Origin of the sequence: Scandinavium manionii, from assembly GCF_024764775.1 — a bacterium.
Taxonomy (GTDB): domain Bacteria; phylum Pseudomonadota; class Gammaproteobacteria; order Enterobacterales; family Enterobacteriaceae; genus Scandinavium; species Scandinavium manionii.
In genome coordinates this window covers 122,267-144,881 of record NZ_JALIGC010000035.1, presented here as the reverse complement: position 1 = coordinate 144,881, position 22,615 = coordinate 122,267, and the positions used below count along the sequence as shown (strand labels likewise).

The window sequence follows — 22,615 nt, the reverse complement described above, 5'->3', positions numbered from 1 at the left end:
AGGAAGCATGTCGGGCAATACAAAATTTGGTTTTTAAAAAGGGATTCGTCATGTCTTTACGTCATATGTCCATGCCGCGTTTACGCCGTTCACTACTGTTATCTTCACTGTTGCTCGCGGGCTCATTCAGCGCCCATGCGGCAGATGACATGCTGCGCAAAGCCGTCGGCAAAGGGGCCTACGAAATGGCGCTCAGCGAGCAGGAAAGTGCGTTGTGGGTAGCCACGTCACAAAGCCGTAAAACCGATAAGGGCGGGGTGATTTACCGTCTCGATCCGGTAACTCTGGAGGCAACCCAGCTGATTCACAGCGATTTAAAACCGTTCGGCGCGACGATTGATAACCAGACGCAGACCCTGTGGTTTGGCAATACCACCAACGGCACCATTACCGCCATTGATGGCAAAACCGGCGACGTAAAAGGGCGCGTGGTGCTCGATTCGCGCCAGCGCAGCGAAACCGTTAAACCGTTGCAACCGCGCGAGCTGGCATCTAACGACAAAACCAACACCGTGTACGTGACCGGCGTCGGCAAAGAAAGCGTGGTTTGGGTGATTGATGGCGCAACGCTGAAGCTGAAAGCGACCATTAGCGGAACAGGTAATCGTAGCACCGCTCTGGCGCTGGATAACGATGCGCAGCGTCTGTATACCGTTAGCGCTGACGGCGAGCTGATCACCATCAACACCGCCAGTAACAGCATTCTGACTCGTCAGAAACTGGTGGATGACGGCAAAGAACACGCCTTCCTGAATATCGCGCTGGATACCGCTAAACACCGCGCTTACATCACCGATTTCAAGCAGCCGGAGCTGTTGGTGGTGGACTACCGGGACGGCAAAGTGCTGAACAAAATCGCGGTGCCAGAATCGCTGGCCGTGAAGTTCAACCCGGTGCGCAATGAAGTTTACGTGACTCACCGCAAGGCGGGGAAAGTCAGCGTGATTGACGCGAAAACCAATAAAGTGGTGAAAACCTTCGATACGCCAACGTACCCGAACAGCCTGGCACTTTCCGCCGATGGTAAAACGCTGTACGTGAGCGTGAAGCAGGAATCCACCCGCGAGAAAGAAGCCACGCAGCCGGATGATGTGATTCGGATTACGCTTTAATCCACAAAAAAAGCCCGGCAAGCTTGCGCCGCCGGGCTTTCACTATACTGCCCGGTAGCGCTTACGCTGACCGGGCCTATAATTACTTCACATCATCCGGATGAACCGGCGCGGTACGGTGAATTTCATTCACGCGCTTACGCACGCCAAACCAGCCAGCAACCAGCAGCACGGCCAGCAGCGGAATCGAGCCGATGGTGTAAGTGCCGTTCGGATAATCGAAGGCCATAAGCACCAGCACGCTGAACAGGAACAGCAGCGTCAGCCAGGAGGTAAACGGCGCACCCGGCAGCTTGAAGCTGACATCCGCGCATTTCCCTTCCTTGATGAACTTACGCAGGCGCATCTGGCACACCACGATAAATGCCCAGGAAGCGATGATACCGATAGACGCGACGTTCAGGACAATCTCAAACACCTGAGACGGTACCAGATAGTTCAGGAACACACCAAAGACATAGACCACCAGCGTCGCAAGGATCCCTGCATAAGGCACCTGTTGTTTGCTCATTTTTGACATGAACTTCGGCGCGGAACCGCCCATCGACATCGAGCGCAGAATACGACCCGTCGAATATAACCCGGAGTTCAGGCTGGAGAGGGCTGCGGTCAGTACGACCATATTCATCACGTCGCCAATATACGGCACGCCGAGCTTCGAGAAGAAGGTCACGAACGGACTTTGTCCTGCCTGATAGGCATTCCATGGCAGCAGCAGAACCAGCAATACCACAGAGCCGACGTAGAACAGACCAATACGCCAGATAACGCTGTTAATCGCTTTCGGTACCATAGTCTGCGGGTCTTTACATTCCCCCGCGGCGGTCCCGACCAGTTCAATAGAGGCGAAAGCAAACACCACGCCCTGAACCAGCACCAGCGCAGGCAGCAGGCCATGCGGGAATAAACCGCCATTATCGGTGATTGAATGGAAGCCGGTGGTGCCGCCGTCAAGCGGCTTGCCAGTGCCGAGGAAGATAGTCCCGACCACGAGGAATGCGACGATCGCCAGCACTTTCACCAGCGCGAACCAGAACTCCATTTCGGCGAACCACTTCACGCCAATCATGTTCATGGTGCCGACAATCGCCAGTGCACCGAGCGCAAAGATCCACTGCGGTACATCGCCAAACGCACCCCAGTAGTGCATGTACAGTGCGACGGCGGTGATATCGACAATCCCGGTCATCGCCCAGTTAACGAAATACATCCAGCCCGCCACGTAGGCGGCTTTTTCGCCGAGGAATTCACGCGCGTAGGACACGAAGCTGCCGCTGGACGGACGGTGAAGTACCAGCTCGCCGAGCGCACGAAGAATAAAGAAGGAGAAAATACCGCACACCAGATAGACGATGGCGAGAGAGGGGCCAGCCATCTGTAAGCGCGCACCAGCGCCCAAAAACAGACCGGTACCGATTGCGCCGCCAATGGCGATCATTTGAACCTGACGGTTGCCCATCGCTTTGTGATAACCCGCTTCATGCGAGTTCAGCCAGCGGCGTTTAGCTGCGTGATGCTCCGCCGCGCTGTTGTTTTGTGTGGTCATTGTTGTATCCCATTTACCTGTCTTTACCCCAATCTGGGGCCCAAAAAGTACCGCCGCGTTTAAACGATTGCGTGGCAGCATACAATTCTGCCTTTCTCAACATTCTGACGCAGAGATAAGGCAAAACATGGCGCAGCATCGTACCTGCAAATGGTAAGCGACGCAAAACTTACCCGCCGATCCAGTGACGGACGTCGTAACATTTCGTGTGGTCAGATCTGCTGTTTAATCGGAAATCAATAGCATAACTAATTGGGAGAGATTCCAGTAAGTTACGCCAGACGTAGCGCATCAATCAGTAAGGCAAACGCCGCGGTGTTCTGGCGTCTTCCTGGGGAGTAGAGGTAATAGCCGGGGAATAGCGGGCACCCGTCTTCAAGTACTCATTTATGAATCATATTCATAGTACCAATCTGATTATGCAGTCTTATCCTCAGAGGCGTTCCGCGCTACGCTGAATACATAAACCAGGAGGAAGTATGAAAATTATTCGTAGTGGTTCACTGCCGTCCGTTACCGGTCCAGAGCAATGGTTTACCGGCAAGGTCAGAATTGATGCGCCGTTTCAGGCAACAGTACCGGCAAAAGTCGGCGGAGCAACGGTAACGTTTGAACCGGGCGCACGCACCGCATGGCACACACATCCGCTGGGGCAAACGCTGATCGTGACACAGGGCCGCGGCTGGTTGCAGGAAGAAGGGAAAGAAGCGCAGGCGCTGAATCAGGGCGATATCGCGTGGATCCCGCCGGGCATCAAACACTGGCACGGTGCAAGTTCCGAAACGGCGATGACGCATATCGCCATTGCTGAATCCGAGAATGGCTCACCTGTGACCTGGCTCGATAAAGTCACCGACGAAGAATACGCCGGGCGTTAAGTGCAAGATTGATCGTTTTTGATGGCGGGAAGGAAGCGATGAGAATAAACGTGGTTGGCACTAGCGGCGTGGGAAAATCAACCCTGGCTCGCCGTCTGGCTACGCAATTGAATGTACCTTACATAGAAATGGATACACTCTACTGGCGCCCAGATTGGCAGGGAACACCAGACGATGAACTGTTTGCTCGGCTGGAAGAAGTACTGGCCGTCAGTGAAGGCTGGGTACTCGACGGCAATTATAACCGTACTCGGCCGGTGAAATGGCGTAACGTCGAGATGATTGTATGGGTGGATTATGGGTTCTGGCGAACACTCCGGCAGGCTGTTTGCAGAGCCTTTTCGCGAGCGTGGACGAAACAGGAACTGTGGCCGGGCACCGGAAATCACGAAAGTTTTCGACTCTCGTTTTTAAGTCGAGACTCGATTATTTTATGGACGCTAAAAACCTAGCATAAAAATCGACAGCGTTATTTAGCCGATATGCACGACCCACAATTTGCCGGGCTGACCTTCGTCAGGCTGCGAAATCAGGCCGATACTGACGCTCTTATTGCAAAATTGACGGTACGCACTACCAACTGATATCTAATTTTGTGCAGAGCAAATGTAAATAAATTGTTTCTCACGCGACTCAAGCCCTTCTAATAATGCAGACATGTTCCTCATCAAGAGCCTGCGACATGTCTTACCGAATCAGCATTCTGGATAAAAGCCCACTGGCAGATGGCGAGACCGCATCTCAGGCACTGGCACGCACGTTAACACTGGCGCAACAGGCTGACGTCTGGGGCTATCACCGTTTATGGATTGCCGAGCATCACAACACGCCACAGCTGGCAAGCCCGTCCCCGGAAGTGGTGATTGGCTGGCTGCTGGGGCAGACGCACCGTATTCGTATCGGGTCCGGCGGCGTGATGCTGCAACACTACAGCCCATACAAAGTGGCGGAAAACTTCAATCTGCTGGCGTCGCTTGCCCCGGGGCGCGTTGATCTTGGCGTCGGGAAAGCGCCGGGCGGTTTACCGCATTCCACTCGCGCGTTGCAGCAGGGCGTCGATCCGCAGCAGAAGGGGACGTTTGCCGATCAGCTCGCGCAACTGGACAACTGGTTATCGCTGACGCGAGCGGAAAGCGCCGATGCGGTTCTGGCGACGCCTGTTCCGTCGCAGCGCCCGGACGGTTTTCTGCTGGGGGCGAGCCTCGAAAGTGCCGAACTGGCCGCCCGACTCGACTGGAATTTTGTTTTTGCGGCGCACCTCAACGGTGACACAAATTTACTGCGTGATGTTCTGACTCGCTGGCGCGACCGCAGCCTGCGAGATGCGATAGTCGCAGTCCAGGTTATTGTCGCGGCGAATGCGTCACAGGCCGCAAAGCTTGCCGCACAGGTGGAGGTCTGGGGCGTGCGACTGGAAAATGGGCAGCGCGTGTCGGTGGCCAGCCAGCAGCAGGCCGACGCTTTTGCGCATCAGGCGGGCAGCCCGGCGGTGGAAATTGTGCGCCGCGAATCGGCGGTCATTGCGGGCACCGCGCGGCAGGTTCATGACCAACTCGATACGCTGCATCACACCTTTGGTATCGACGAATTCATTATCGACACCCCGGTGGCTGAAGGTGCGGCCCGTCTGGCGTCGTTGCGCCTGCTGGCAGAAGAACTTAACCGCGCGGAGGTGCTGTCATGAGCTTAGAACAACAGCTGATTACCTGGCGGCGCGAGCTGCACCAGTTCCCGGAGCTGTCTTTACAGGAGGTGGCGACCACCGCGCGCATTCGCGACTGGCTGCAAAGCGCCGGGCTGTCGATTTTGCCCTATGCGTTGAAAACCGGCCTGGTGGTTGAGATTGGGCAGGGTGAAAAAGTGATAGCACTGCGCGCAGACATCGACGCTCTGCCGATTGAAGAGGCCGCAGACGTAGCGTTCCGTTCGCAAAATGCAGGTGTCATGCACGCCTGCGGCCATGATATTCACACCAGCGTGATGCTTGGCGCGGCACTATTGCTCAAAGCTCGCGAAGCACAGTTACCGGGGCGAGTCCGTATTCTGTTTCAACCTGCCGAAGAGAATTTTGGCGGCGCAAAAACGCTGATCCGCGCCGGCGCGCTGGAAGGCGTTTCCGCCATTTTCGGTATGCATAACGAACCAGGGCTGCCGGTGGGCGCCTTTGCCACTCGCGGCGGGGCGTTCTACGCCAACGTAGATCGTTTCGTGGTGCGGGTGCACGGAAAGGGCGCCCACGCAGCCCGCCCTCATGAAGGGCAGGATGCGATCCTACTCGCCAGCCAGTTGGTGAGCGCTCTGCAAAGCGTCGCCAGTCGCGAAGTAAACACCCTGGATTCGATGGTACTGAGCGTGACGCGCATTCAGGGCGGCAATACCTGGAACGTGCTGCCAGAAAACGTCGAACTGGAAGGCACGCTGCGCACCCACCGAACCGACGTTCAGCAGCAGGTTAAAGCGCGAGTGAGTGAAATTGCCGCCGGGTTTGCTGGCGCGTTCCGGGCGCAAATTGATGTTATCTGGCACGCGGGGCCAACCGCGCTGGTGAATACCGCCGAATGGGCCGAATTCGCCACCACCGTGGCCGACGAGGTGGGTTACCACACCACGACCGCAGATTTACACATGGGCGGTGAAGATTTTGCCGTGTATTTGCAGCAGACGCCTGGCGCATTCGTCAGTATCGGCAGCGCCAGTGAATTTGGCCTGCACCATCCGGCGTTTAATCCGGATGAAAAACTGATCACTCCGGCGGCACACTATTTCGCAACGCTGGCAGAAAAAGCCTTACAGCACATTTAATTTCATTCTTAATTTTTATTACCGGCAGGGTAAGGGGTCATTATGTCTACAGCACGGCAATTACGGCTTGGCACGATATTACATGGTGCATCTGGAAATATGTCTGCCTGGCGTCATCCGGCGGCGCAGGCCGACGCCAGTATTAATTTTGAGTTTGTGAAACAGACGGCGTTAAAAGCGGAGCAAGGCAAGCTGGATTTTATTTTTGTTGCCGACGGCCTGTATATCAACGAAAAGTCGATCCCTCATTTTTTAAATCGCTTTGAACCGCTGACCGTTTTATCGGCGCTGGCGAGCGTGACGCAGCATCTCGGTCTGGTCGGCACGCTGTCGACATCTTATAGCGAGCCGTTTATCACCGCCCGTCAGTTCGCGAGCCTCGACCATTTGAGCAACGGCCGCGCGGGCTGGAACGTGGTGACGTCGCCCCTGGAAGGGTCGGCGAAAAACTTTTCCCGCGCGCAGCATCCCGAACACGCGCTGCGCTATCGCATCGCTGATGAATATTTGCAGGTTGTGAAAGGGCTGTGGGATTCCTGGGAAGACGATGCGTTTGTGCGTAACAAGGCCAGCGGGCAGTTCTTTGATGCGTCAAAACTGCACACCCTCGATCATCACGGTGATTTTTTCCAGGTTGCCGGCCCGCTGAATATTGGACGTACGCCGCAGGGCAGACCGATTATATTCCAGGCGGGTGCGTCGGATGACGGCAAAAAATTAGCCGCCACCCACGCCGACGCTATTTTCACTCATCATGAATCCCTGGCAGAAGCGCAGGATTTTTATCGCGATGTGAAAAGCCAGCTCGAAATTCACGGCCGTCGTGCAGATGAGCTGCATATTTTCCAGGGCGTGAGCGTGATTGTCGGGGATGACGCCCATGATGTGGAACAGCAATATCAGACCACTGCCGCGCTGGTGTCAGTGGACGACGCGCTGAATTATCTGGGGCGTTATTTCGAACATCACGATTTCAGCCAGTATCCGCTGGATGAACCTTTCCCAGAACTGGGCGACCTCGGACAGAATAGTTTCCGCAGCACCACGGATGAAATCAAACGCAATGCCCACGTGCGCGGGTTAACCCTGCGACAGGTGGCGCTGGAAGCGGCCAGTCCACGCCCGCGCTTTTCCGGCACGCCGGAGGAGGTTGCCGACGGTTTACAGCTGTGGTTCGACAGCCACGCAGCGGACGGATTCATCATCCAGGGCGGCACGCCGGATACCTTCCCGCGCTTTGTTGACCGGGTTGTGCCGGTGCTACAGGCGCGTGGCCTGTTCCGTCAGGACTACCCGGGCACCACGCTTCGCGAAAGCCTCGGGCTGACGCTGCCCGTTAATCAGTTCACACAATAATCGGCAGAACTGTTCAAAAAACAATAAGAGAGACTTCACCATGCAAAAATCATCGCTACTGCTGGCTATCGCGCTGGCATTTTCCGGGCTGGCGCAGGCCAGTGACGTCACCATTAACGGTACAGGCGTGAGCGTCGAGGCCAATAAAACGCCGGTGAATACCGATAAAAATCCGTCGGCGATAGCTCAACTTCCAGCGGGCTTTACACCGGCGGTGCCGGGCAAATTCACCGTTGCCGTGGCGGGCCTGAATCAGCCGCCGCTGACCGTGTTTTCCGATGACAACAAAACCCTGCTCGGCAGCGAAGTGGATATCGCTCGTCTGGTCGCCGACAGCCTCGGGCTGCAGCTCAACGTGGTAGTGACCTCCTGGGAAGACTGGCCGCTCGGCGTGGCCTCCGGCAAATACGATGCCGCAGTCAGCAATATTACGGTGACCAAAGAGCGCAAAGAGAAGTTTGATTTCGCGACCTACCGCAAGGATTCGCTTGGGTTCTACGTCAAATCGGGCAGTTCAATTGGCAAGATTGAGAAAGCGGAAGATATCGCCGGGCTGCGGATTATCGTCGGCTCCGGTACCAACCAGGAAGCCATCCTGCTGGCGTGGAACGCGGAAAACGTCAAAAAGGGCTTAAAACCGTTTATCCCGGTTTATACCAAAGATGATGCCGCGCAAACCCTGGCGCTGCAGTCCGGACGCGCCGATGCCTATTTTGGTCCGAACGTGATTGGTGCGTGGAAAGCGGCATTGAACGGCAAAACGCAACTTGTCGGCAGCGTCGACGGCGGCTGGCCAAAGGCCGCCCACATCGCCGTGACGCTGAAAAAAGGCAGCGGTTTAGCTGAACCGGTACAAACGGCGCTGAACGGCGTCATCCAGAACGGTGACTACGACAAAGTGCTGAACCGCTGGGGCGAAGGCGTGGAGCGCATTCCGCATTCTGAACTCAACCCTGCCGGACTCGGCGACTGAGGAGCCTTACCATGACTGAACGCTTTCGTGATGTTTCCCCGGAAGATGCCGAGCTTGAGCCGATTTTAGATGGCCTGTTTGCAGAATATGCCGCGCGTTACGGCGACTACTTTGCCCGTGATGCGGAAGTGGAACAGACCGAGTGGTATCTCGCGCCACAGGGGCTGTTTATCGTGCTGGAGCGCGACGGCGCGATCATCGCTACCGGGGCGTACAAACCCTATGACGCCCAAACGGCGGAAATTAAACGCATCTGGACCGACAAATCCCTGCGCCAGCAAGGGCTCGCCGGTCGGGTGGTGGCCGAACTTGAACGCCGGGCACGGCTCGCGGGCTATGTGCAGATGTACCTGACCACCGGTTTTCGCCAGCCGGAAGCGGTGCGTTTGTATCTCAGCCAGGGCTATCAACCGCAGTTCGATCTCGATCGCGACCCGGAAGAGTACAGTCGTCCGCCGTTTGACGGTCGACTTCGGTTCACCAAAGCACTGGCGCTGCCGGTGCTCAGCAAAAGTGCCTGAGGAGTGACGATGAAGAGCAACGAAACCATCAAAGTGGTGCCCGCGCGTTATCCGCTGCGTATCGTCGGGGCGGGCGTGGCGCTGCTGGTGCTGGCGATTGTGGTGCAGTCGGTAGCTTTTAATCCGCGCTGGGAATGGGCAGTGTTTGCCCGCTGGTTCTTTGACCCGGTGATTCTGGAAGGGCTCGGGCAAACGCTGCTGTTAACGTTGCTCGGCACGGCACTGAGCGTGATGTTTGGTGGCCTGCTGGCGCTGTGCCGGCTGTCGTCCTCCTGGTTGCTCAGTAGCCTGGCGTGGGCGTACATCTGGCTGTTCCGCTCGTTGCCACTGATCGTAGTACTGATCGTGCTGTACAACTTTTCGTATCTCTACGACACGCTGTCGGTCGGCATTCCGTTCACCGGGATTACTTGGGCCAGTTACCAGACTATTAACGTGCTCGGCCAGTTTTCAACGGCGGTGGTGGGTCTGACGCTGGTGCAAAGTGCCTACACGGCGGAAATCATTCGTGGCGGTTTTCTTGGGGTCGATCACGGGCAATATGAAGCCGCGTCGGCGCTCGGTTTACCCGCCTGGCGACGCACGCTACGCATCATTTTACCGCAGGCGTTGCGCACCATTTTACCGTCCGGTTTCAACGAAATTATCAGCCTCGCGAAGGGGACCGCGATGGTGTACGTACTGGCGATGCCGGAGCTGTTTTACACCATCCAGATGATCTACAACCGCACGCAGGAAGTCATTCCACTGCTGATGGTGGGCGCAGTGTGGTATCTGGTGATCACCAGTTTCCTCTCCGCCATTCAGTATTTGGTTGAACGGGCGCTGGCGAAGAGCGAACGCCGCTCCGCCGTGAACAGCAACCGCAGCCGCGCCGCGGTATCTACCGTCACACCAACCCCGGAGGCTGCCCATGCTCAACTCTCCTGAAGGCCATATTTCGATTACCGGCGTCAGTAAATTTTTCGGTCGCCATAAAGCGCTGGATAACGTGTCGCTGGAGATCCCGCCCGGAACGGTGACGGTGATTTTAGGCCCATCAGGTTCGGGAAAATCGACGTTGCTGCGCACCATTAATCATCTGGAGCGCGTCGATGAAGGGTTTATCCAGATTGATGGGGACTACATTGGCTATCGCCGTCAGGGCGATAAGCTGTACGAACTCAAGGAAAAAGAGATCCTACGCCAGCGTGTGAACGTCGGCTACGTGTTCCAGAATTTCAATCTGTTCCCGCACATGACGGTGCTGGAAAACCTGATTGAAGCGCCGGTGGCGCATCGCCAACTGAGCCGCAAGCAGGCCACGGAACGCGCTTATGCGCTGCTTGACGTGGTCGGGCTGCGCAATAAGGCCGATGCCTGGTCGCGTCATTTGTCGGGTGGGCAACAGCAGCGCATTGCTATCGCACGGGCGCTGGCGCTCAACCCGCGGGTGATGCTGTTTGATGAACCCACGTCGGCCCTCGACCCGGAACTGGTGGGTGAAGTGCTGGACGTTATCAAAAAGCTGGCCCGGTCTGGCACCACGCTGGTGGTGGTGACGCATGAGATTGGTTTTGCGCGCGAAGTGGCGGACCAGGTGGTATTTATGGTCGATGGCAAAATCGTGGAACAGGGCGAAAGCGACGCGGTCCTGAACCGCCCCCAGCACCCGCGTACCCGACAATTTTTATCAAAGGTATTGTCATGAATAAATGGATGTTTCTGGGAGGGCTGCTGTGCGCCACCTCGGCGATGGCAGAAGGGCGCATTGACCTGAAGGCGAATGAGCAGCCGCTGCCGGTAGTACGCGATGAAGCGGCGATTGCAAAGATCCCCGCCAGCTATAAGTTTGTCGAGCCGGGCACGCTGACGGTGGCGATTTCTGCGTTAAATTCACCGCCGCTGGCACTACTGGCCAGCGATAACCGCACAAGGATTGGCAGCGATCCGGATATTGCCCGACTGCTGGCGGGTAGTTTGGGTCTAAAACTGAAACTGGTGCCGACGGCGTGGGAAGACTGGCCACTCGGTATTACTTCCGGGCGCTATGACGTGGCGCTGGTGAACATTGCGGTCACCGAACAGCGCAAAGAGAAATTTGATTTTGCGACCTATCGCGTCGATTCGCTGGCGTTTTCGGTGAAAACGGGGAGCCCGATAACGACGATTAAGGGGTCGGCCGATCTCTCCGGTAAGAAGGTGATTGTCGGTTCTGGTACGAATCAGGAGCGCATTTTACTCGGCTGGAATGCTGAGAATGAAAAAGCAGGGCGCACGCCTGCGCTGCCGGTGTACCTGACTGATGACGCTTCCGCCAATCTCTACATTCAGTCCGGACGCGCCGACGTGTTCTTCGGCCCGCAGTCCGTTTCGGCGTATAAAGCGGCATTGAGCGGGAAAACCACCGTCGTTGGTCTGGGCCCCAAAAAAGCCTATGTGGCGACCACCACCAAAAAGGGCAATCAGCTGGTGTATGCCCTGCAAGCCGCGCTGAACGGCGGTATTGAACGCAGCGAAGTGCAGCGTATTCTGGCGCGCTGGGGTGAAGACGGCGAGGGCGTGGCGCAGTCCGACGTTAACCCGCCGGGGATCACCTATCCATAATTTGGGTCCACGGCGTAAAGGCATAAACGTTATGACGTAATAATGAGGCTGAGTAACAACACCATCAGTAATCCGACGATCGAGCTGATGAGTTCAAGTAGTCCCCATGTTTTGAAGGTATCTTTCATGGATATACCAAAAGTCTCTTTGAATAATAAGAAACCACCATCGTACATTAGCGTTATCGTATTACTGCCACAGGCGACCGCCAGGCACATTAGCGCTGGATTCAGATGAAATGCATTAACCATTGGCGCGACAATGCCGGCTGAGGTGATAGCTGCGACTGCACCCTGGCCGGTGAGAATACGAATAATAGCCGTGATTATCCACGCGACAATAAATGGAGAGAGTGGGACGTCACTCATAATACTGACAATATGCCCCCCAACGCCTGAGACGATAATTACCTGCTTCAGGATCCCGCCTGCACTAATAACAAACAGGACGTTGGCAATTTTGGCAATGGAATCACTCACGCAATGCGTAATATTCTCAGTGGACATTCCTCGTTGCTTACCCAAAAACCAAATGGCGGCCATTGTTGCCAGCAGCATACTTATTTCTGCGCTGCCTAAAAACGTGCAGAGTTTTGCCAGACCGCTATCGACGCCCATAAATCCCTTTACCACCGATGCCACCACCATCAGCACGGCCGGAATCAAAGGTATTAGCATGCTGATACCAAAAGAAGGAATATCGGCTGACGACTTCTCTTCTACCGGTTTCATCATAGAGTTCAGGGGGATTGATTTAATGCCGGGCAAAAATTTAGGCAGTAAAATCCCGGTGCAAAAAAGGGCAGGGATAATGACAATAATTCCGTAAAGATAGACCTGAACAATATCGGCATTAAATGCACTGATAAGCGCTACCGGGCCAGGCTGTGGTGGGAAAAGACTATGTCCCAGCGTGGCGCCTACCACCGTAGGAACAACCAGCTTCATGTAGGGAATGTTCGCCTTTTTGGCAATATTCAACACCAGCGGCATAGCTATCAAGAATGCCACTTCATAAAACATCGCAATCCCAAAAATGACGCCAACAAACATCAGTCCGGTTGACAAGAAACGCGTGCCGCAGCGCTTAATGACGGTATCGGCAATTTGCTGGCTGGCGCCTGATTCGGTCATAAACCGGCCAATGATCGCCCCAAATATAATAATAAGTGCCAGATGTCCTAAAATACCGCCGAGACCATCCTGAATGACCGGAACAATTTTATCGACTGGGATGCCTTCCATAATAGCGACAAATATGCCCGCGATCAGCAACGCAAATATATTGTGGAATTTATATTTTAGATTCATTATGACGAGAAGAGCGATACCAACCAGAACCCAAAAAAGAGCCAGCAAGGGGGACATATGTTTACCTGCATTCAACGTATTGAATAAATGCCGACTGGATAGCCGGCCTGGATATTAATGTTGTTTTTCGAGTGCTTCCCACAGGCCGAGGAGATAGGTTACACCTAATGCACGGTCGTATAAACCGTATCCGGGGCGGCCAGTTTCACCCCAAATAAAGCGACCGTGGTCGGGGCGAATATAGCCATCAAAGCCATTGTCATGCAACGACTTCATTACTTTGAACATATCCAGTGAGCCGTATTGTGATAAGTGAGCCGACTCATAAAAATCTTTATCTTTAATAATCTTGATATTTCGTACGTGGGCAAAATGAATACGTTTGCGTTGAGTAAATTCAGCCAGTATGTCGTAAACGTTATTATCAGGATCTTCGGCAATTGAGCCGGTGCATAACGTAATCCCATTTGCTTCTGAATCAACTGCATTACACAGCCAATCAAGATCGTCTCGATTTTTCACAACCCGCGGCAGCCCGAAGATGGAGTAGGGAGGATCGTCGGGATGAATCGCCATTTTAATCCCGACCTCTTCACATACCGGAATGATGGCTTTCAGGAAATAGACAAGATTTTCACGTAATTTGTCGTCATCGACATCTTTGTATTGCGCAAACAATTCTTGCACTTTAGCCAGACGTTCTGGCTCCCAACCGGGCAGGGCGAAACCGTTTGAATTATCGAGAACATCTTTAACAACATCTTCAAGACTTTTGTCGATGCCTTTCTTTTCAAAGGCCATCGTCAGAGAGCCATCCGCTAAAACATAGTTCATATCCGTCTTCATCCAGTCAAAGACCGGCATGAAGTTGTAGCAGATGATTTTAATACCGATCTCAGCCAGATTGCGGATAGTCGTTTGATAATTCTCGATATAGCGGTCGCGCCCAGGGCTGCCGATTTTAATCTCATCGTGAATATTCACACTTTCAATAACTTCCAGCTTCAGACCCGCTTCACGCGCCTGCGTGGCCAACGCCAGAATTTTATCTTTTGGCCAGACTTCGCCCACGGGAACATCGTACAACGCCCCCACAATGCCTTCCACGCCAGGCACCTGTCGTATGTGTTGCAGGGAAATCTTATCTTCTGCGGGTCCAAACCAGCGCATTGTCATTTGCATACTCATCACACCTTTAACTGAAAGCCTGTCTACCATGCTAGTATCTATGTGAAGGGCTGTTAAGACTGATTTTTTCGACATCAGTCACAAAATAGACCGATGACGGAGGGCAGTCGCAATCGACGAGTCCAAAACCCCTATGCAGGAATCTGGTCCATACTTTTGTTTCTGCATTCGTAGGAGGCAAACCTATGTTAACGCTCTATGGTGTACCGGGCTGGGGCTCGGCAATCAGCGAAGTGATGCTGACGATGGCAGAGATGCCGTACCATTTTGTCGACGTGAACGGCTTCGATAATCCCGGCCCGCAGCATGATGTGCTGGCCCAAATCAATCCGCTGTGTCAGGTGCCGACCCTGCGGCTGGACGATGGCAGCGTAATGACCGAATCCGCCGCCATTGCGCTGATGATCCTCGACCATTGTCCCGAACTGGCACCGCCCATTGGCTCAGCGCAGCGCACGCGGTTTCAGCGTCTGCTGGTGTGGCTGGTGGCGAACGTCTATCCGACGTTTACCTACGCTGATTACCCTGAACGCTTTGCCCCTGACGCTGCGGAGCAGTTGCAAAACAACTGTATTGCTTACCGGAAAACGCTGTATCAATGGATGGATGGTCAACTGGTGGGACCGTACGCAATGGGTGACAACGTCACGTTAATCGATGCGTACATCGTGGTGATGCGCACCTGGGGCCCGCGTGCAGCGTGGTTTGCCGAAAATTGCCCGCGCATGAGCGCGATTGCGGACCACATCGAAAAGCGTGAAGAACTGCACCACGTCCTGAGCGAAAACGAAATCTTAACTGCACAAAACGCTAATTAAGCTGCTGAGAAGATGATAGTTTTAGGGAACACAATAAGGAGACCACCATGCCGCATGTAGCCATTAAATGTTTTCCCCGTGACCTAAACGACGAACAAAAAGACGCGCTGGCCGCGGATATCGCCGCTGCGATTACCCGTCATCTGGGCAGTAAAGACGGCGCAATTAGCGTCGGTCTGGAGCAGGTAGCCGAAGCCGACTGGAAAGCGCAGGTCTGGGATAAAGAGATTGGTCCCCAGCTCGAGACGCTGCTTAAAAAGCCCGGTTACAGTCTGTAAGAAAAAGCCCTAAATGCCCGGCGGCGCTATGCTTGCCAGGCCTACGTTTTGTAGGCTCGATAAGCGCCAGCGCCATCGGGCAAAAAAGAGGTTACGGGGTTATCATCCTCCCCGCATACCCGCTTTTTGTTGGAGCCGTTTAACCGCTTCTGCCGCCTGAGCGCCCAGCTCGCGCAAATCCAGCCCTGGAATCACGTCGTTTTCGACAATCACTTTTCCCTGACACAACAGCGCTTTCAGCGTCGCCCGCCCGCCGCAGGCCACTGGGCCGATCGCCACGTCGTGTAAACCGAAATAGCGTGGGTCGTCGAGCCGATACAGCGCGATATCGGCGGGCATTCCTGGACGCAATTCCCCGGTATCGAGCCCAAGCACAGCTGCACCGCCGGACGTTCCCCAGCGGATCACATCTTCTATGGTGGCCGCATCGCCGCCGCCTTCGAAGGTGCCGCCGTCATAGCGCGGACGGGCGAGCATCCCTTTACGTGCGCGCTGTAGCTGCCAGGCCGCGTGGGTTTCACTTTGCATATCGGCGGCTTCGTTGGAGGCCGCACCGTCCACGCCGATGGATATTTTTACACCAGCCTGTTCCAGAGCGACGATATCCGCGATGCCGCTCCCGAGCCGGGCGTTGCTTTGCGGACAATGGGCAATACCGCTGCCGCTGGCCCCGAGTAGGGCAATTTCTTCCGGCAGCAGTTTCACCAGATGGGCGAACCATACGTCATCGCCGATCCAGTCCTGTTCGGCGCAAAACTGCAGCGGCGTTATGCCGAATTTTGCCCGTGATGCATCGAGATAATCGACCGTTTCCGAGAGATGGCTGTGCAAACGCAGGCCCAGCGCCCGTGCCAGTCGCGCGCTTTCCCGCAGTTCCTGCGCGGTGGTTGAGTGCAGCGTGGTGGTCGGGGCCATGACGACGCGACGCATCGCATCCGACTGCGGCTGGTGATACTGCCCGGCGAGGCGTTCGACGTCCTGCATCCAGTCGTCAAAACGCTCGGGTCGCAGCGCGGTCGGCAACGCGCTTTCCAGACCGCGCGTTTGCGTTGCGCCGCCCCGGCACAGCACGAAGCGCACGCCAAGCGCCTGCGCTTCCTCAAACAAAATGGCGGCCCCGTCGAACGGCATGCCCGGCCAGTACAGATAGTGATGATCGGCCACCGTTGTGCAGCCGGAGCGCACTAATTCCACCAGACCAATTCGCGCGGCGAGGCGAAACGTTTCTGCATCAAACGCGCCGCGAAAACGGTAGGGCGTCGAAGCCAGCCATGCGCTGAGGCTCTGGTTGAGTCCTTGCGGTTCGCCCTTGAGCAGCGACTGGAACAGGTGATGATGCGTGTTCACCCAGCCCGGATACGCCACGCAGTCGCGGGCATCAATCACCCGATCATCGGCGTTTGGCGTCAGCGTCCCGATGGCGGCGATTCGCCCGTCGGCCACGCGAATATCGGTCCCGGCACTGCGTGGTTTTTCGCGATTCCCGGTCAGAATGGCGGTACAGCCTTTAATCAGCAGCGAGCTCATAATTTTCCTCAGGCCAGTTCACTGTCGTGCCAGCCGCGCAGGCACAGTCGGGTGATTAATGACATCAGCGCCCACAGCGCGAGGCCGGTGCAGGTGATCAGGAACAGCGCGGCGAACATCAGAGGTAGGTTGAGTTGAAAACCGGCCTGCAAAATCTGCCACGCCAGCCCGGCACCGGAGCCGCCAGTTCCGGCGACAAATTCCGCCACCACAGCGCCAATCAGCGCCAGCCCGCAGGAGATGCGTAATCCGCTGAAGAAATAGGGCAACGCGTTCGGCACACGCAGGCGCATTAGCACCTGCCAGCGGCTGGCCTGGTTGATATGAAACAGGTTTAGCAGACCAGGGCTGACGCTGCGCAGGCCGAGAGTGGTGTTGGTCAGAACTGGGAATACCGCCACCAGCATTGCGCAGACCACCAGCGCCAGGGTGGTGTTGTGGATCCAGATGATCACCAGCGGGGCGATCGCCACCACCGGCGTGACCTGAAACAGGATCGCCCACGGCATCAGGCACGATTCAATCACCCGGCTCTGTACGCAAAGAAACGCAATCAGCGTGCCGGTAATCACCGCCAGCAGAAACGCCAGCAGGGTGACTTTCAGCGTGACCAGCAGGCTACCCAAAAGCGCAGCGTGTTGTTGATACAGGGTGACAGCAATATCGCTGGGTTTGGGCGCCAGGTAGACAGGTACCGCAAACTGACGGAAGCTGATTTCCCAGACCGCGAGCAGAATAATCAGCACCAGCAGCGGCCACAGTGCGCGCTGCACCTGCGGATACTGAATCAGGGGTTTAGTCATGCACGCCTCCGCTGGCCTGTTCGAGTAAGTCGGAAAGTTGCGCCACCTGGCGAATGAATGCGGGTGAGGTACGAAACGCCGCATCGCGTACGGCGGGACCGTCTATTTCGATATCTGCTATGACGCGCCCCGGACGCGCACCCATCACGATCACTCGCGACGAAAGCCAGACCGCTTCATAAATGCTGTGAGTGACAAACAGCACCGTCAGATTGCGACGGCTCCACAGCGCGCGAATATCGGCGTCGAGCTTGTGGCGGGTAAATTCATCCAGCGCGCCGAATGGCTCGTCCATCAGCAGCAGATCCGGGGCGATCACCAGCGCCCGGGCCAGCGCCACGCGCATTTGCATCCCGCCGGAAAGCTCGCGCGGGCGGGCATGAAGGAAGTTTTCCAGCCCGACTGCCAGCAGCGCCTGCATCACCTGCGGCGTGCTCTCCTTTTTACCGATACCGCGCAGGCTCAGAGGCAGCCGCACATTTTCCTCGATGGTCGCCCAGGGCATCAGCGTGGCTTCCTGAAACACCATCGCCATCTGGCACTGCTGTGCCAGCGACGGCTGGCCGTTCCAGCGCAGCATTCCGGCGCTGGGTTGTTCCAGCCCGGCGAACATTTTCAGCAGCGTGCTTTTGCCGCAGCCCGATGGGCCGAGCAGCGACACCAGTTCGCCACGGCCAATATTCAGATTCAGACGTTCCAGTGCGACGGTGCCGTTTGGCCATACTTTTTCTACGCCGCGCGCCATCAAAAAGCGCGGCTCCTCATTTTGCTGCACCGCACCCGGCGGCTCAAAAGATAAGACGTGATGCATAGCGCCTCCTTACATCGCGGCCTGCGGATAGAATTGCGTGGTGTACGCGGCTTTGTAATCGGTTTCTTTGTTCAGCAATCCGGCGCTGACCATAAAGTTGCGCGTTGCCTGCCAGCGTTTGTCAGTCATCACGCCGAGACCTTTATTCGACGCGTCGCCGCCGTCAATCAGATGCAGGGCTTTCATCTGTGCCACGCCGAAGGCCAGAACCGCGTCAGTCATCTGCGGATTCTCTTTCTTGATCAGCTGATTGCCGATTGTGGGGTCCGCCAGATAGGCTTTCCAGCCTTCCATTGATGCTTCGACAAAGCGCTTCATTACGTCTGGTTTCTCGGCCAGCAAGTTGTTGCGCGTAACCAGAATGCCGCCGTACGCCGGGTAGCCGTGCTCGGCGAACAGCCAGAATTTGCTGTCCGGCTGGGCGGCTTTTGCCTGCTGCACTTCGGAAGTGGCATACGCTTGCTGAACGGTGTTTTTATCCGCCAGGAATGGCTGCATGTTGAAGGTGTACGGGCGCACCTGGCTGTCTTCAAGCTTGTACTGACTCTTCAGCCACGGCCACCAACTGGCCTGACCGCTGGCAGACACCAGCACGGTTTTGCCTTTCAGGTCGTCGAGCGAATTGACATTGCTGTGGGTGAGGATCCCCTGCGGATCGAACTGGAACGGGGCGGCGATGGCTTTCAGCGGGAAGTTCTGTTCCACGCCTTTCAGCACCTGCAAATCGTAGCTAACGATAACGTCGGCGCGGTTAGCCAAAAGTAAGGTCATGTTATTGAGCTGCGGGCCGCCGGAGCGCACTTCGACGTCCAGACCGTATTTTTTGTAGATCCCCGCCGCGACGGCCTGGTAATAGCCGCCTTGTTCCGCCTGGGCAACCCAGGTGGTCTGGAGGACCAGTTTATCGGCCGCGAAGGAGAGAGACGTTGCGCTGAGCGTGGCGCACAGGGTGAGCAGACGAACGGACGACATTGACATAAAAGACCCCCAAATCAAAACGTTGTACACGGTCTGTCGGGGGCTAAGCGATGCTCACGACGCAATGCGCCGCCCCCTGACGAGGTACAGCCGAGGCTGTAGAGCAATGTCCCGCGTGCTGCCACGCTGACCGCTTATACTCTGTTTGCGATGTAGCAAACGGCGTGCCATTCGCGCTAATTATTCGCAATGCCTTGAATTAACAGATTATCCACTGAATTTGCGGCGACGCCCGCTGAAATTGTTGTTTCACACAGGCCAGCGTTGCACAACCATGAGGCAAAAAGTTTCACCGCTGCACATCGGCCGTGCATTCGCCGTTTGCGCGCGTATCTACCTCGCTGAAATCAAAAGGGTTCACAGCCTGGCACGGGCATTGCTTGAGTCAGCCTGAGTAGAAGCTGTCAGCCGGGAACTCAGCCGGTGGGTCATTGCTCAGTCGTCTTTACCGACGATGCCGCGACCTGTCCGCTGGTTGAGAACCGCTCCACGGCAGGTCCTCTGTTAATTGAGTTAACGAGGTTTCCCTATGAACAGCACTTCGGCTTTCGCCATGCATGAACTCAGCAAAGAATCCCGCATGGGCGCTCGCGGTCAGGAAACAAACCGCGAAGTGCGCATTATCGACCTGTCTAATTTTGACCAGCGTAAGGCTTCAATCGCCGATGAGCTGTGGCAGGCGTCGACCGAAATCGGTTTCTTCCAGGTCTCAGGCCACGGCATTCCGCTGGAGGATATCAACGCAGCGTTTGCCCGTGCGGAGCAATTCTTTGCGCTGCCACAGGAAGTAAAGGGCCGCTATCCGCTTAATCGCAACGCGGGCTGGGAATACCGGGCGCAGATCAGGCCGTCTACGGGTAAGCCCGATCAAAAAGAATCGTATCAGGTGACGCGTCCACGCATGTCCGGCCTGTGGCCAGACGAAGACACGCTGCCCGGTTTTCGCGAGGCAGTGCTGGCGTTTGAACGTCAGTGCTGGGCCGTGGGCATGAAACTGCTTTCTTGTTTCGCGCTGAAAATGGGCTTCCCGGAAGAATTTTTCAGGCAGGCACATGACCCGTCCAAAGAGACATATCAGAGCACACTGCGAATGCTGCACTATTTCGCGCTGACCGGGGAAGCAGATGGTCCTTGGCGTGCCGGGGCGCACACTGATTTTGACTGCCTGACGCTGCTGTTTCAGCAGGCGGGACAGGGCGGTTTGCAGGTCTGTCCGGGGAAAGAGTTGGAAACGCAAAGCTGGACGTCCATCGAGCCGCTGGAAGGGCTGATTACCTGTAATATCGGCGATATGCTGATGCGCTGGAGCGATGACCAGCTGCCGTCGAACTTCCACCGCGTGCGCAGCCCGCTGCCGGGCGAATCGGTGGAGGCGCGTTACAGCCTGGCGTTTTTCTGTCAGGCCAATGAAGATGTGGTGATTGAAGGGCCGGACAAAAAGTACCCGCCAATCACCGCCCGGGACTATCTGGCGCAGCGCATTAGCGCCAACTTCTCCGGCAAATATTAATTACTCCGCGGCTTTAATCATCCGGCCGCTGGTGACAAAGGTTCCAGCGCCGAGATGATGCAGCGTATTGCGGCGATCGCCGTTGAACTGCCAGCGTCCGGCGATAAACGCCTGTTCATCGGCGGCCGCCGCCACCACTTCCCCAAACAGCGTGTCGTATTTCTCCTGCGCTGCCGTCGCGGGCAGCAGTTTGCACTCCATCCACGCCAGACATTTCTCTTCAACGACCGGCAGGCCAAGTACCGGGCCGTGTTCGACCGGAATACCGTAACAGTTGAATTTATCCTCATCGCGACCACTGACACTGCCGACGGCATAGGTCCAGTTCGCCGCATCCACGGCGGGGATGACGATGCCGAATTTTCCGCTACGCTCGATAAGTTCGCGCGACCAGGCGCTTTTATCGACCACGATAGCGATGCGCGGCGGTTCAAATTCCACCGGCATTGACCACGCGGCGGCCATGATATTGCGCCGGTCAATACTCTCGTCGAAGCTGGTGATAAGCACAGTTGGCCCATGATTGAGCAAGCGGCTGGCATGTTTTAATTCCACGGGACGAAAACGGCTCATAGCAATTCTCCAGGTTGTTTGCTGCATTTAAGCGTGTTCCAGCTGCGGAAAATAGCGGTCGCGCACAAACGGAAAAAAATCACCGCACAAAAACACCTGTCAGCTGAAAAAAATACGTTATAAACAGTTTATATCTCAAGCATGGAGGCCGTATGAGCCCATTTTTAACCGCGTATTTTGCCCGTCTGAACTGGAATTCTCCTGTCGCTGTTGATATCGACACCCTGCGGGCGCTGCATTTGCGCCACAACTGCACCATTCCGTTTGAGAATCTGGACGTGCTGCTGCCGCGCGAAATCCAGCTCGACGATCAGGCGCTGGAAGATAAGCTCATCTATGCCCGTCGCGGAGGTTACTGTTTCGAACAAAACGGCCTGTTTGAACGCGTGCTGCGTGAAATCGGTTTTGATGTGCGCAGCGTGCTGGGGCGCGTGGTGCTGTCGAATCCGCCGCAGATGCCGCCGCGTACGCACCGTTTGCTGGTGATTGATTTAGCCGGTGAGCGCTGGATTGCCGACGTTGGCTTTGGCGGACAAACGCTGACGGCTCCGATTCAGCTTCAGGCAAATAAAGAGCAAACCACGCCGCACGGCGTTTATCGTCTGCTGAACGAAGGCAACGACTGGATTTTACAGTTCCGTCACCACGACCGCTGGCAGTCGATGTACCACTTCGACCTGGTGCCGCAGTATTTCTCTGATTACGTGGCGGGGAATTTCTGGTCGGCACACTGGCCGCAGTCGCATTTCCGCCATCATCTACTGATGAGCCGCCATTTGCCAGAGGGCGGCAAACTGACGCTGACCAACTTCCATTTCACCCATCAGCAAGACGGGCATACTGTTGAGTCAATCAATTTACCGGATGTCGAAAGTTTGTATTTGCTGCTGCAGGATAAATTTGGTCAGGGCGTCGACGACCCGAAAAATGGCTTCACACTGGCGGATTTAGCCGCGGTGATGGCGGCGTTTGATCTGCATCCGGAAGGCGGGAAGTAGGATAACTTTCGGGCTTGAGTGAGCTTTCACGCTATGGTGGAATTATT

At 55.8% G+C, this 22,615-nt stretch carries 22 protein-coding genes and 2 pseudogenes; 15 read left to right on the top strand and 9 right to left on the bottom strand.

Annotated features, from left to right (window positions below):
• The first annotated feature begins 50 nt into the window (after positions 1–50).
• A complete protein-coding gene (gene yncE / locus MUU51_RS06940) occupies positions 51–1,112 on the top strand; it encodes a 7-bladed beta-propeller protein YncE (protein WP_159768660.1) in 1,062 nt (353 codons plus the stop codon).
• A gap of 82 nt (positions 1,113–1,194) precedes the next feature.
• On the opposite strand, the gene ansP is transcribed toward yncE, so the two are convergent.
• Both ansP and MUU51_RS06930 read right to left on the bottom strand, forming a co-directional pair.
• Positions 1,195–2,658 (bottom strand): L-asparagine permease, encoded by a 1,464-nt coding sequence (gene ansP, locus MUU51_RS06935; RefSeq protein ID WP_258967443.1) that lies wholly within the window; start codon positions 2,656–2,658, stop codon positions 1,195–1,197.
• Between the two features lie 272 nt (positions 2,659–2,930).
• A pseudogene (locus MUU51_RS06930) lies at positions 2,931–3,041 on the bottom strand (LysR family transcriptional regulator); the annotation flags it as partial.
• 96 nt (positions 3,042–3,137) lie between these two features.
• Between MUU51_RS06930 and MUU51_RS06925 the strand changes: the two are divergent.
• The 10 genes and pseudogenes from MUU51_RS06925 to MUU51_RS06885 all read left to right on the top strand — a co-directional run bounded on the left by MUU51_RS06925 (position 3,138) and on the right by MUU51_RS06885 (position 11,774).
• Positions 3,138–3,536 (top strand): (R)-mandelonitrile lyase, encoded by a 399-nt coding sequence (locus MUU51_RS06925; RefSeq protein ID WP_258967442.1) that lies wholly within the window; start codon positions 3,138–3,140, stop codon positions 3,534–3,536.
• Between the two features lie 38 nt (positions 3,537–3,574).
• Positions 3,575–4,120: pseudogene (locus MUU51_RS06920) on the top strand (AAA family ATPase).
• 98 nt (positions 4,121–4,218) lie between these two features.
• Positions 4,219–5,220 carry an MsnO8 family LLM class oxidoreductase gene (locus MUU51_RS06915; protein WP_258967441.1) on the top strand — a complete coding sequence of 334 codons (1,002 nt, stop codon included), beginning with the start codon at positions 4,219–4,221 and terminating at the stop codon, positions 5,218–5,220.
• Positions 5,217–6,338, top strand: coding sequence for an amidohydrolase (locus MUU51_RS06910; RefSeq protein WP_258967440.1), 1,122 nt, complete (start codon positions 5,217–5,219; stop codon positions 6,336–6,338). Before MUU51_RS06915 ends, MUU51_RS06910 begins: the two co-directional genes overlap by 4 nt.
• Before the next feature lie 42 nt (positions 6,339–6,380).
• Entirely contained in the window at positions 6,381–7,694 is a 1,314-nt protein-coding gene (locus MUU51_RS22295) for an LLM class flavin-dependent oxidoreductase (RefSeq protein WP_159768642.1), read from the top strand.
• Between the two features lie 40 nt (positions 7,695–7,734).
• Positions 7,735–8,667: an ABC transporter substrate-binding protein gene (locus MUU51_RS22290; protein WP_509908845.1), complete on the top strand. Its 933-nt coding sequence runs from the start codon at positions 7,735–7,737 to the stop codon at positions 8,665–8,667.
• Between the two features lie 11 nt (positions 8,668–8,678).
• Complete coding sequence (locus MUU51_RS06900; RefSeq protein WP_159768636.1) at positions 8,679–9,188, top strand: GNAT family N-acetyltransferase; 510 nt, start codon at positions 8,679–8,681, stop codon at positions 9,186–9,188.
• Between the two features lie 9 nt (positions 9,189–9,197).
• Complete coding sequence (locus MUU51_RS06895) at positions 9,198–10,118, top strand: amino acid ABC transporter permease (protein ID WP_258967439.1); 921 nt, start codon at positions 9,198–9,200, stop codon at positions 10,116–10,118.
• Positions 10,102–10,878 (top strand): amino acid ABC transporter ATP-binding protein, encoded by a 777-nt coding sequence (locus MUU51_RS06890; protein WP_258967438.1) that lies wholly within the window; start codon positions 10,102–10,104, stop codon positions 10,876–10,878. The genes MUU51_RS06895 and MUU51_RS06890 overlap by 17 nt, the downstream gene beginning before the upstream one ends.
• A gap of 44 nt (positions 10,879–10,922) precedes the next feature.
• Positions 10,923–11,774, top strand: coding sequence for a transporter substrate-binding domain-containing protein (locus tag MUU51_RS06885; RefSeq protein WP_258967539.1), 852 nt, complete (start codon positions 10,923–10,925; stop codon positions 11,772–11,774).
• A gap of 29 nt (positions 11,775–11,803) precedes the next feature.
• On the opposite strand, the gene MUU51_RS06880 is transcribed toward MUU51_RS06885, so the two are convergent.
• Both MUU51_RS06880 and uxuA read right to left on the bottom strand, forming a co-directional pair.
• Complete coding sequence (locus MUU51_RS06880; protein WP_258967437.1) at positions 11,804–13,141, bottom strand: gluconate:H+ symporter; 1,338 nt, start codon at positions 13,139–13,141, stop codon at positions 11,804–11,806.
• Between the two features lie 57 nt (positions 13,142–13,198).
• The gene (gene uxuA / locus MUU51_RS06875) at positions 13,199–14,266 is read right to left on the bottom strand and encodes a mannonate dehydratase (RefSeq protein ID WP_258967436.1); all 1,068 of its coding nucleotides are present in this window, start codon (positions 14,264–14,266) and stop codon (positions 13,199–13,201) included.
• A 191-nt stretch (positions 14,267–14,457) separates the two neighbouring features.
• On the opposite strand from uxuA, the gene MUU51_RS06870 reads away from it, so the two are divergent.
• Together MUU51_RS06870 and pptA are read left to right on the top strand one after the other, a co-directional pair.
• Positions 14,458–15,090 (top strand): glutathione S-transferase family protein, encoded by a 633-nt coding sequence (locus tag MUU51_RS06870; RefSeq protein ID WP_258967435.1) that lies wholly within the window; start codon positions 14,458–14,460, stop codon positions 15,088–15,090.
• 47 nt (positions 15,091–15,137) lie between these two features.
• Positions 15,138–15,368 carry a tautomerase PptA gene (pptA, locus tag MUU51_RS06865; protein WP_159768618.1) on the top strand — a complete coding sequence of 77 codons (231 nt, stop codon included), beginning with the start codon at positions 15,138–15,140 and terminating at the stop codon, positions 15,366–15,368.
• Between the two features lie 102 nt (positions 15,369–15,470).
• On the opposite strand, the gene MUU51_RS06860 is transcribed toward pptA, so the two are convergent.
• The 4 genes from MUU51_RS06860 to MUU51_RS06845 are packed head-to-tail and all read right to left on the bottom strand — an operon-like array spanning position 15,471 to position 19,481.
• A complete protein-coding gene (locus MUU51_RS06860; protein WP_258967434.1) occupies positions 15,471–16,895 on the bottom strand; it encodes an amidohydrolase family protein in 1,425 nt (474 codons plus the stop codon).
• A gap of 8 nt (positions 16,896–16,903) precedes the next feature.
• Positions 16,904–17,698, bottom strand: a complete 795-nt coding sequence (locus tag MUU51_RS06855; protein WP_159768612.1) for an ABC transporter permease — start codon at positions 17,696–17,698, stop codon at positions 16,904–16,906.
• The gene (locus tag MUU51_RS06850; protein WP_258967433.1) at positions 17,691–18,509 is read right to left on the bottom strand and encodes an ABC transporter ATP-binding protein; all 819 of its coding nucleotides are present in this window, start codon (positions 18,507–18,509) and stop codon (positions 17,691–17,693) included. Before MUU51_RS06850 ends, MUU51_RS06855 begins: the two co-directional genes overlap by 8 nt.
• A 9-nt stretch (positions 18,510–18,518) precedes the next feature.
• Entirely contained in the window at positions 18,519–19,481 is a 963-nt protein-coding gene (locus MUU51_RS06845; protein ID WP_235033622.1) for an ABC transporter substrate-binding protein, read from the bottom strand.
• A 535-nt stretch (positions 19,482–20,016) separates the two neighbouring features.
• On the opposite strand from MUU51_RS06845, the gene MUU51_RS06840 reads away from it, so the two are divergent.
• Positions 20,017–20,997, top strand: coding sequence for an isopenicillin N synthase family dioxygenase (locus MUU51_RS06840; protein ID WP_258967432.1), 981 nt, complete (start codon positions 20,017–20,019; stop codon positions 20,995–20,997).
• Here the strand turns inward: MUU51_RS06840 and MUU51_RS06835 are convergent, their stop codons facing one another.
• Positions 20,998–21,570, bottom strand: coding sequence for a flavin reductase family protein (locus MUU51_RS06835; protein WP_159768600.1), 573 nt, complete (start codon positions 21,568–21,570; stop codon positions 20,998–21,000).
• Between the two features lie 152 nt (positions 21,571–21,722).
• Between MUU51_RS06835 and nhoA the strand changes: the two genes are divergently transcribed.
• Complete coding sequence (nhoA, locus tag MUU51_RS06830; RefSeq protein ID WP_159768597.1) at positions 21,723–22,568, top strand: N-hydroxyarylamine O-acetyltransferase; 846 nt, start codon at positions 21,723–21,725, stop codon at positions 22,566–22,568.
• Positions 22,569–22,615: the final 47 nt, after the last annotated feature.

Bases quoted from the DNA above. Each gene is read 5' to 3' on its own strand.
- MUU51_RS06835 (WP_159768600.1), bottom strand. From the start codon at position 21,570: ATGAGCCGTTTTCGTCCCGTGGAATTAAAACATGCCAGCCGCTTGCTC.
- MUU51_RS06925 (WP_258967442.1), top strand. From the start codon at position 3,138: ATGAAAATTATTCGTAGTGGTTCACTGCCGTCCGTTACCGGTCCAGAG.
- MUU51_RS06915 (WP_258967441.1), top strand. From the start codon at position 4,219: ATGTCTTACCGAATCAGCATTCTGGATAAAAGCCCACTGGCAGATGGC.
- MUU51_RS06845 (WP_235033622.1), bottom strand. From the start codon at position 19,481: ATGTCGTCCGTTCGTCTGCTCACCCTGTGCGCCACGCTCAGCGCAACG.
- nhoA (WP_159768597.1), top strand. From the start codon at position 21,723: ATGAGCCCATTTTTAACCGCGTATTTTGCCCGTCTGAACTGGAATTCT.
- MUU51_RS06890 (WP_258967438.1), top strand. From the start codon at position 10,102: ATGCTCAACTCTCCTGAAGGCCATATTTCGATTACCGGCGTCAGTAAA.
- MUU51_RS06910 (WP_258967440.1), top strand. From the start codon at position 5,217: ATGAGCTTAGAACAACAGCTGATTACCTGGCGGCGCGAGCTGCACCAG.
- MUU51_RS06895 (WP_258967439.1), top strand. From the start codon at position 9,198: ATGAAGAGCAACGAAACCATCAAAGTGGTGCCCGCGCGTTATCCGCTG.
- MUU51_RS22295 (WP_159768642.1), top strand. From the start codon at position 6,381: ATGTCTACAGCACGGCAATTACGGCTTGGCACGATATTACATGGTGCA.
- MUU51_RS22290 (WP_509908845.1), top strand. From the start codon at position 7,735: ATGCAAAAATCATCGCTACTGCTGGCTATCGCGCTGGCATTTTCCGGG.
- MUU51_RS06855 (WP_159768612.1), bottom strand. From the start codon at position 17,698: ATGACTAAACCCCTGATTCAGTATCCGCAGGTGCAGCGCGCACTGTGG.
- MUU51_RS06850 (WP_258967433.1), bottom strand. From the start codon at position 18,509: ATGCATCACGTCTTATCTTTTGAGCCGCCGGGTGCGGTGCAGCAAAAT.
- uxuA (WP_258967436.1), bottom strand. From the start codon at position 14,266: ATGCAAATGACAATGCGCTGGTTTGGACCCGCAGAAGATAAGATTTCC.
- MUU51_RS06840 (WP_258967432.1), top strand. From the start codon at position 20,017: ATGAACAGCACTTCGGCTTTCGCCATGCATGAACTCAGCAAAGAATCC.
- MUU51_RS06880 (WP_258967437.1), bottom strand. From the start codon at position 13,141: ATGTCCCCCTTGCTGGCTCTTTTTTGGGTTCTGGTTGGTATCGCTCTT.
- MUU51_RS06900 (WP_159768636.1), top strand. From the start codon at position 8,679: ATGACTGAACGCTTTCGTGATGTTTCCCCGGAAGATGCCGAGCTTGAG.
- MUU51_RS06870 (WP_258967435.1), top strand. From the start codon at position 14,458: ATGTTAACGCTCTATGGTGTACCGGGCTGGGGCTCGGCAATCAGCGAA.
- MUU51_RS06885 (WP_258967539.1), top strand. From the start codon at position 10,923: ATGGCAGAAGGGCGCATTGACCTGAAGGCGAATGAGCAGCCGCTGCCG.
- MUU51_RS06860 (WP_258967434.1), bottom strand. From the start codon at position 16,895: ATGAGCTCGCTGCTGATTAAAGGCTGTACCGCCATTCTGACCGGGAAT.
- yncE (WP_159768660.1), top strand. From the start codon at position 51: ATGTCTTTACGTCATATGTCCATGCCGCGTTTACGCCGTTCACTACTG.
- pptA (WP_159768618.1), top strand. From the start codon at position 15,138: ATGCCGCATGTAGCCATTAAATGTTTTCCCCGTGACCTAAACGACGAA.
- ansP (WP_258967443.1), bottom strand. From the start codon at position 2,658: ATGACCACACAAAACAACAGCGCGGCGGAGCATCACGCAGCTAAACGC.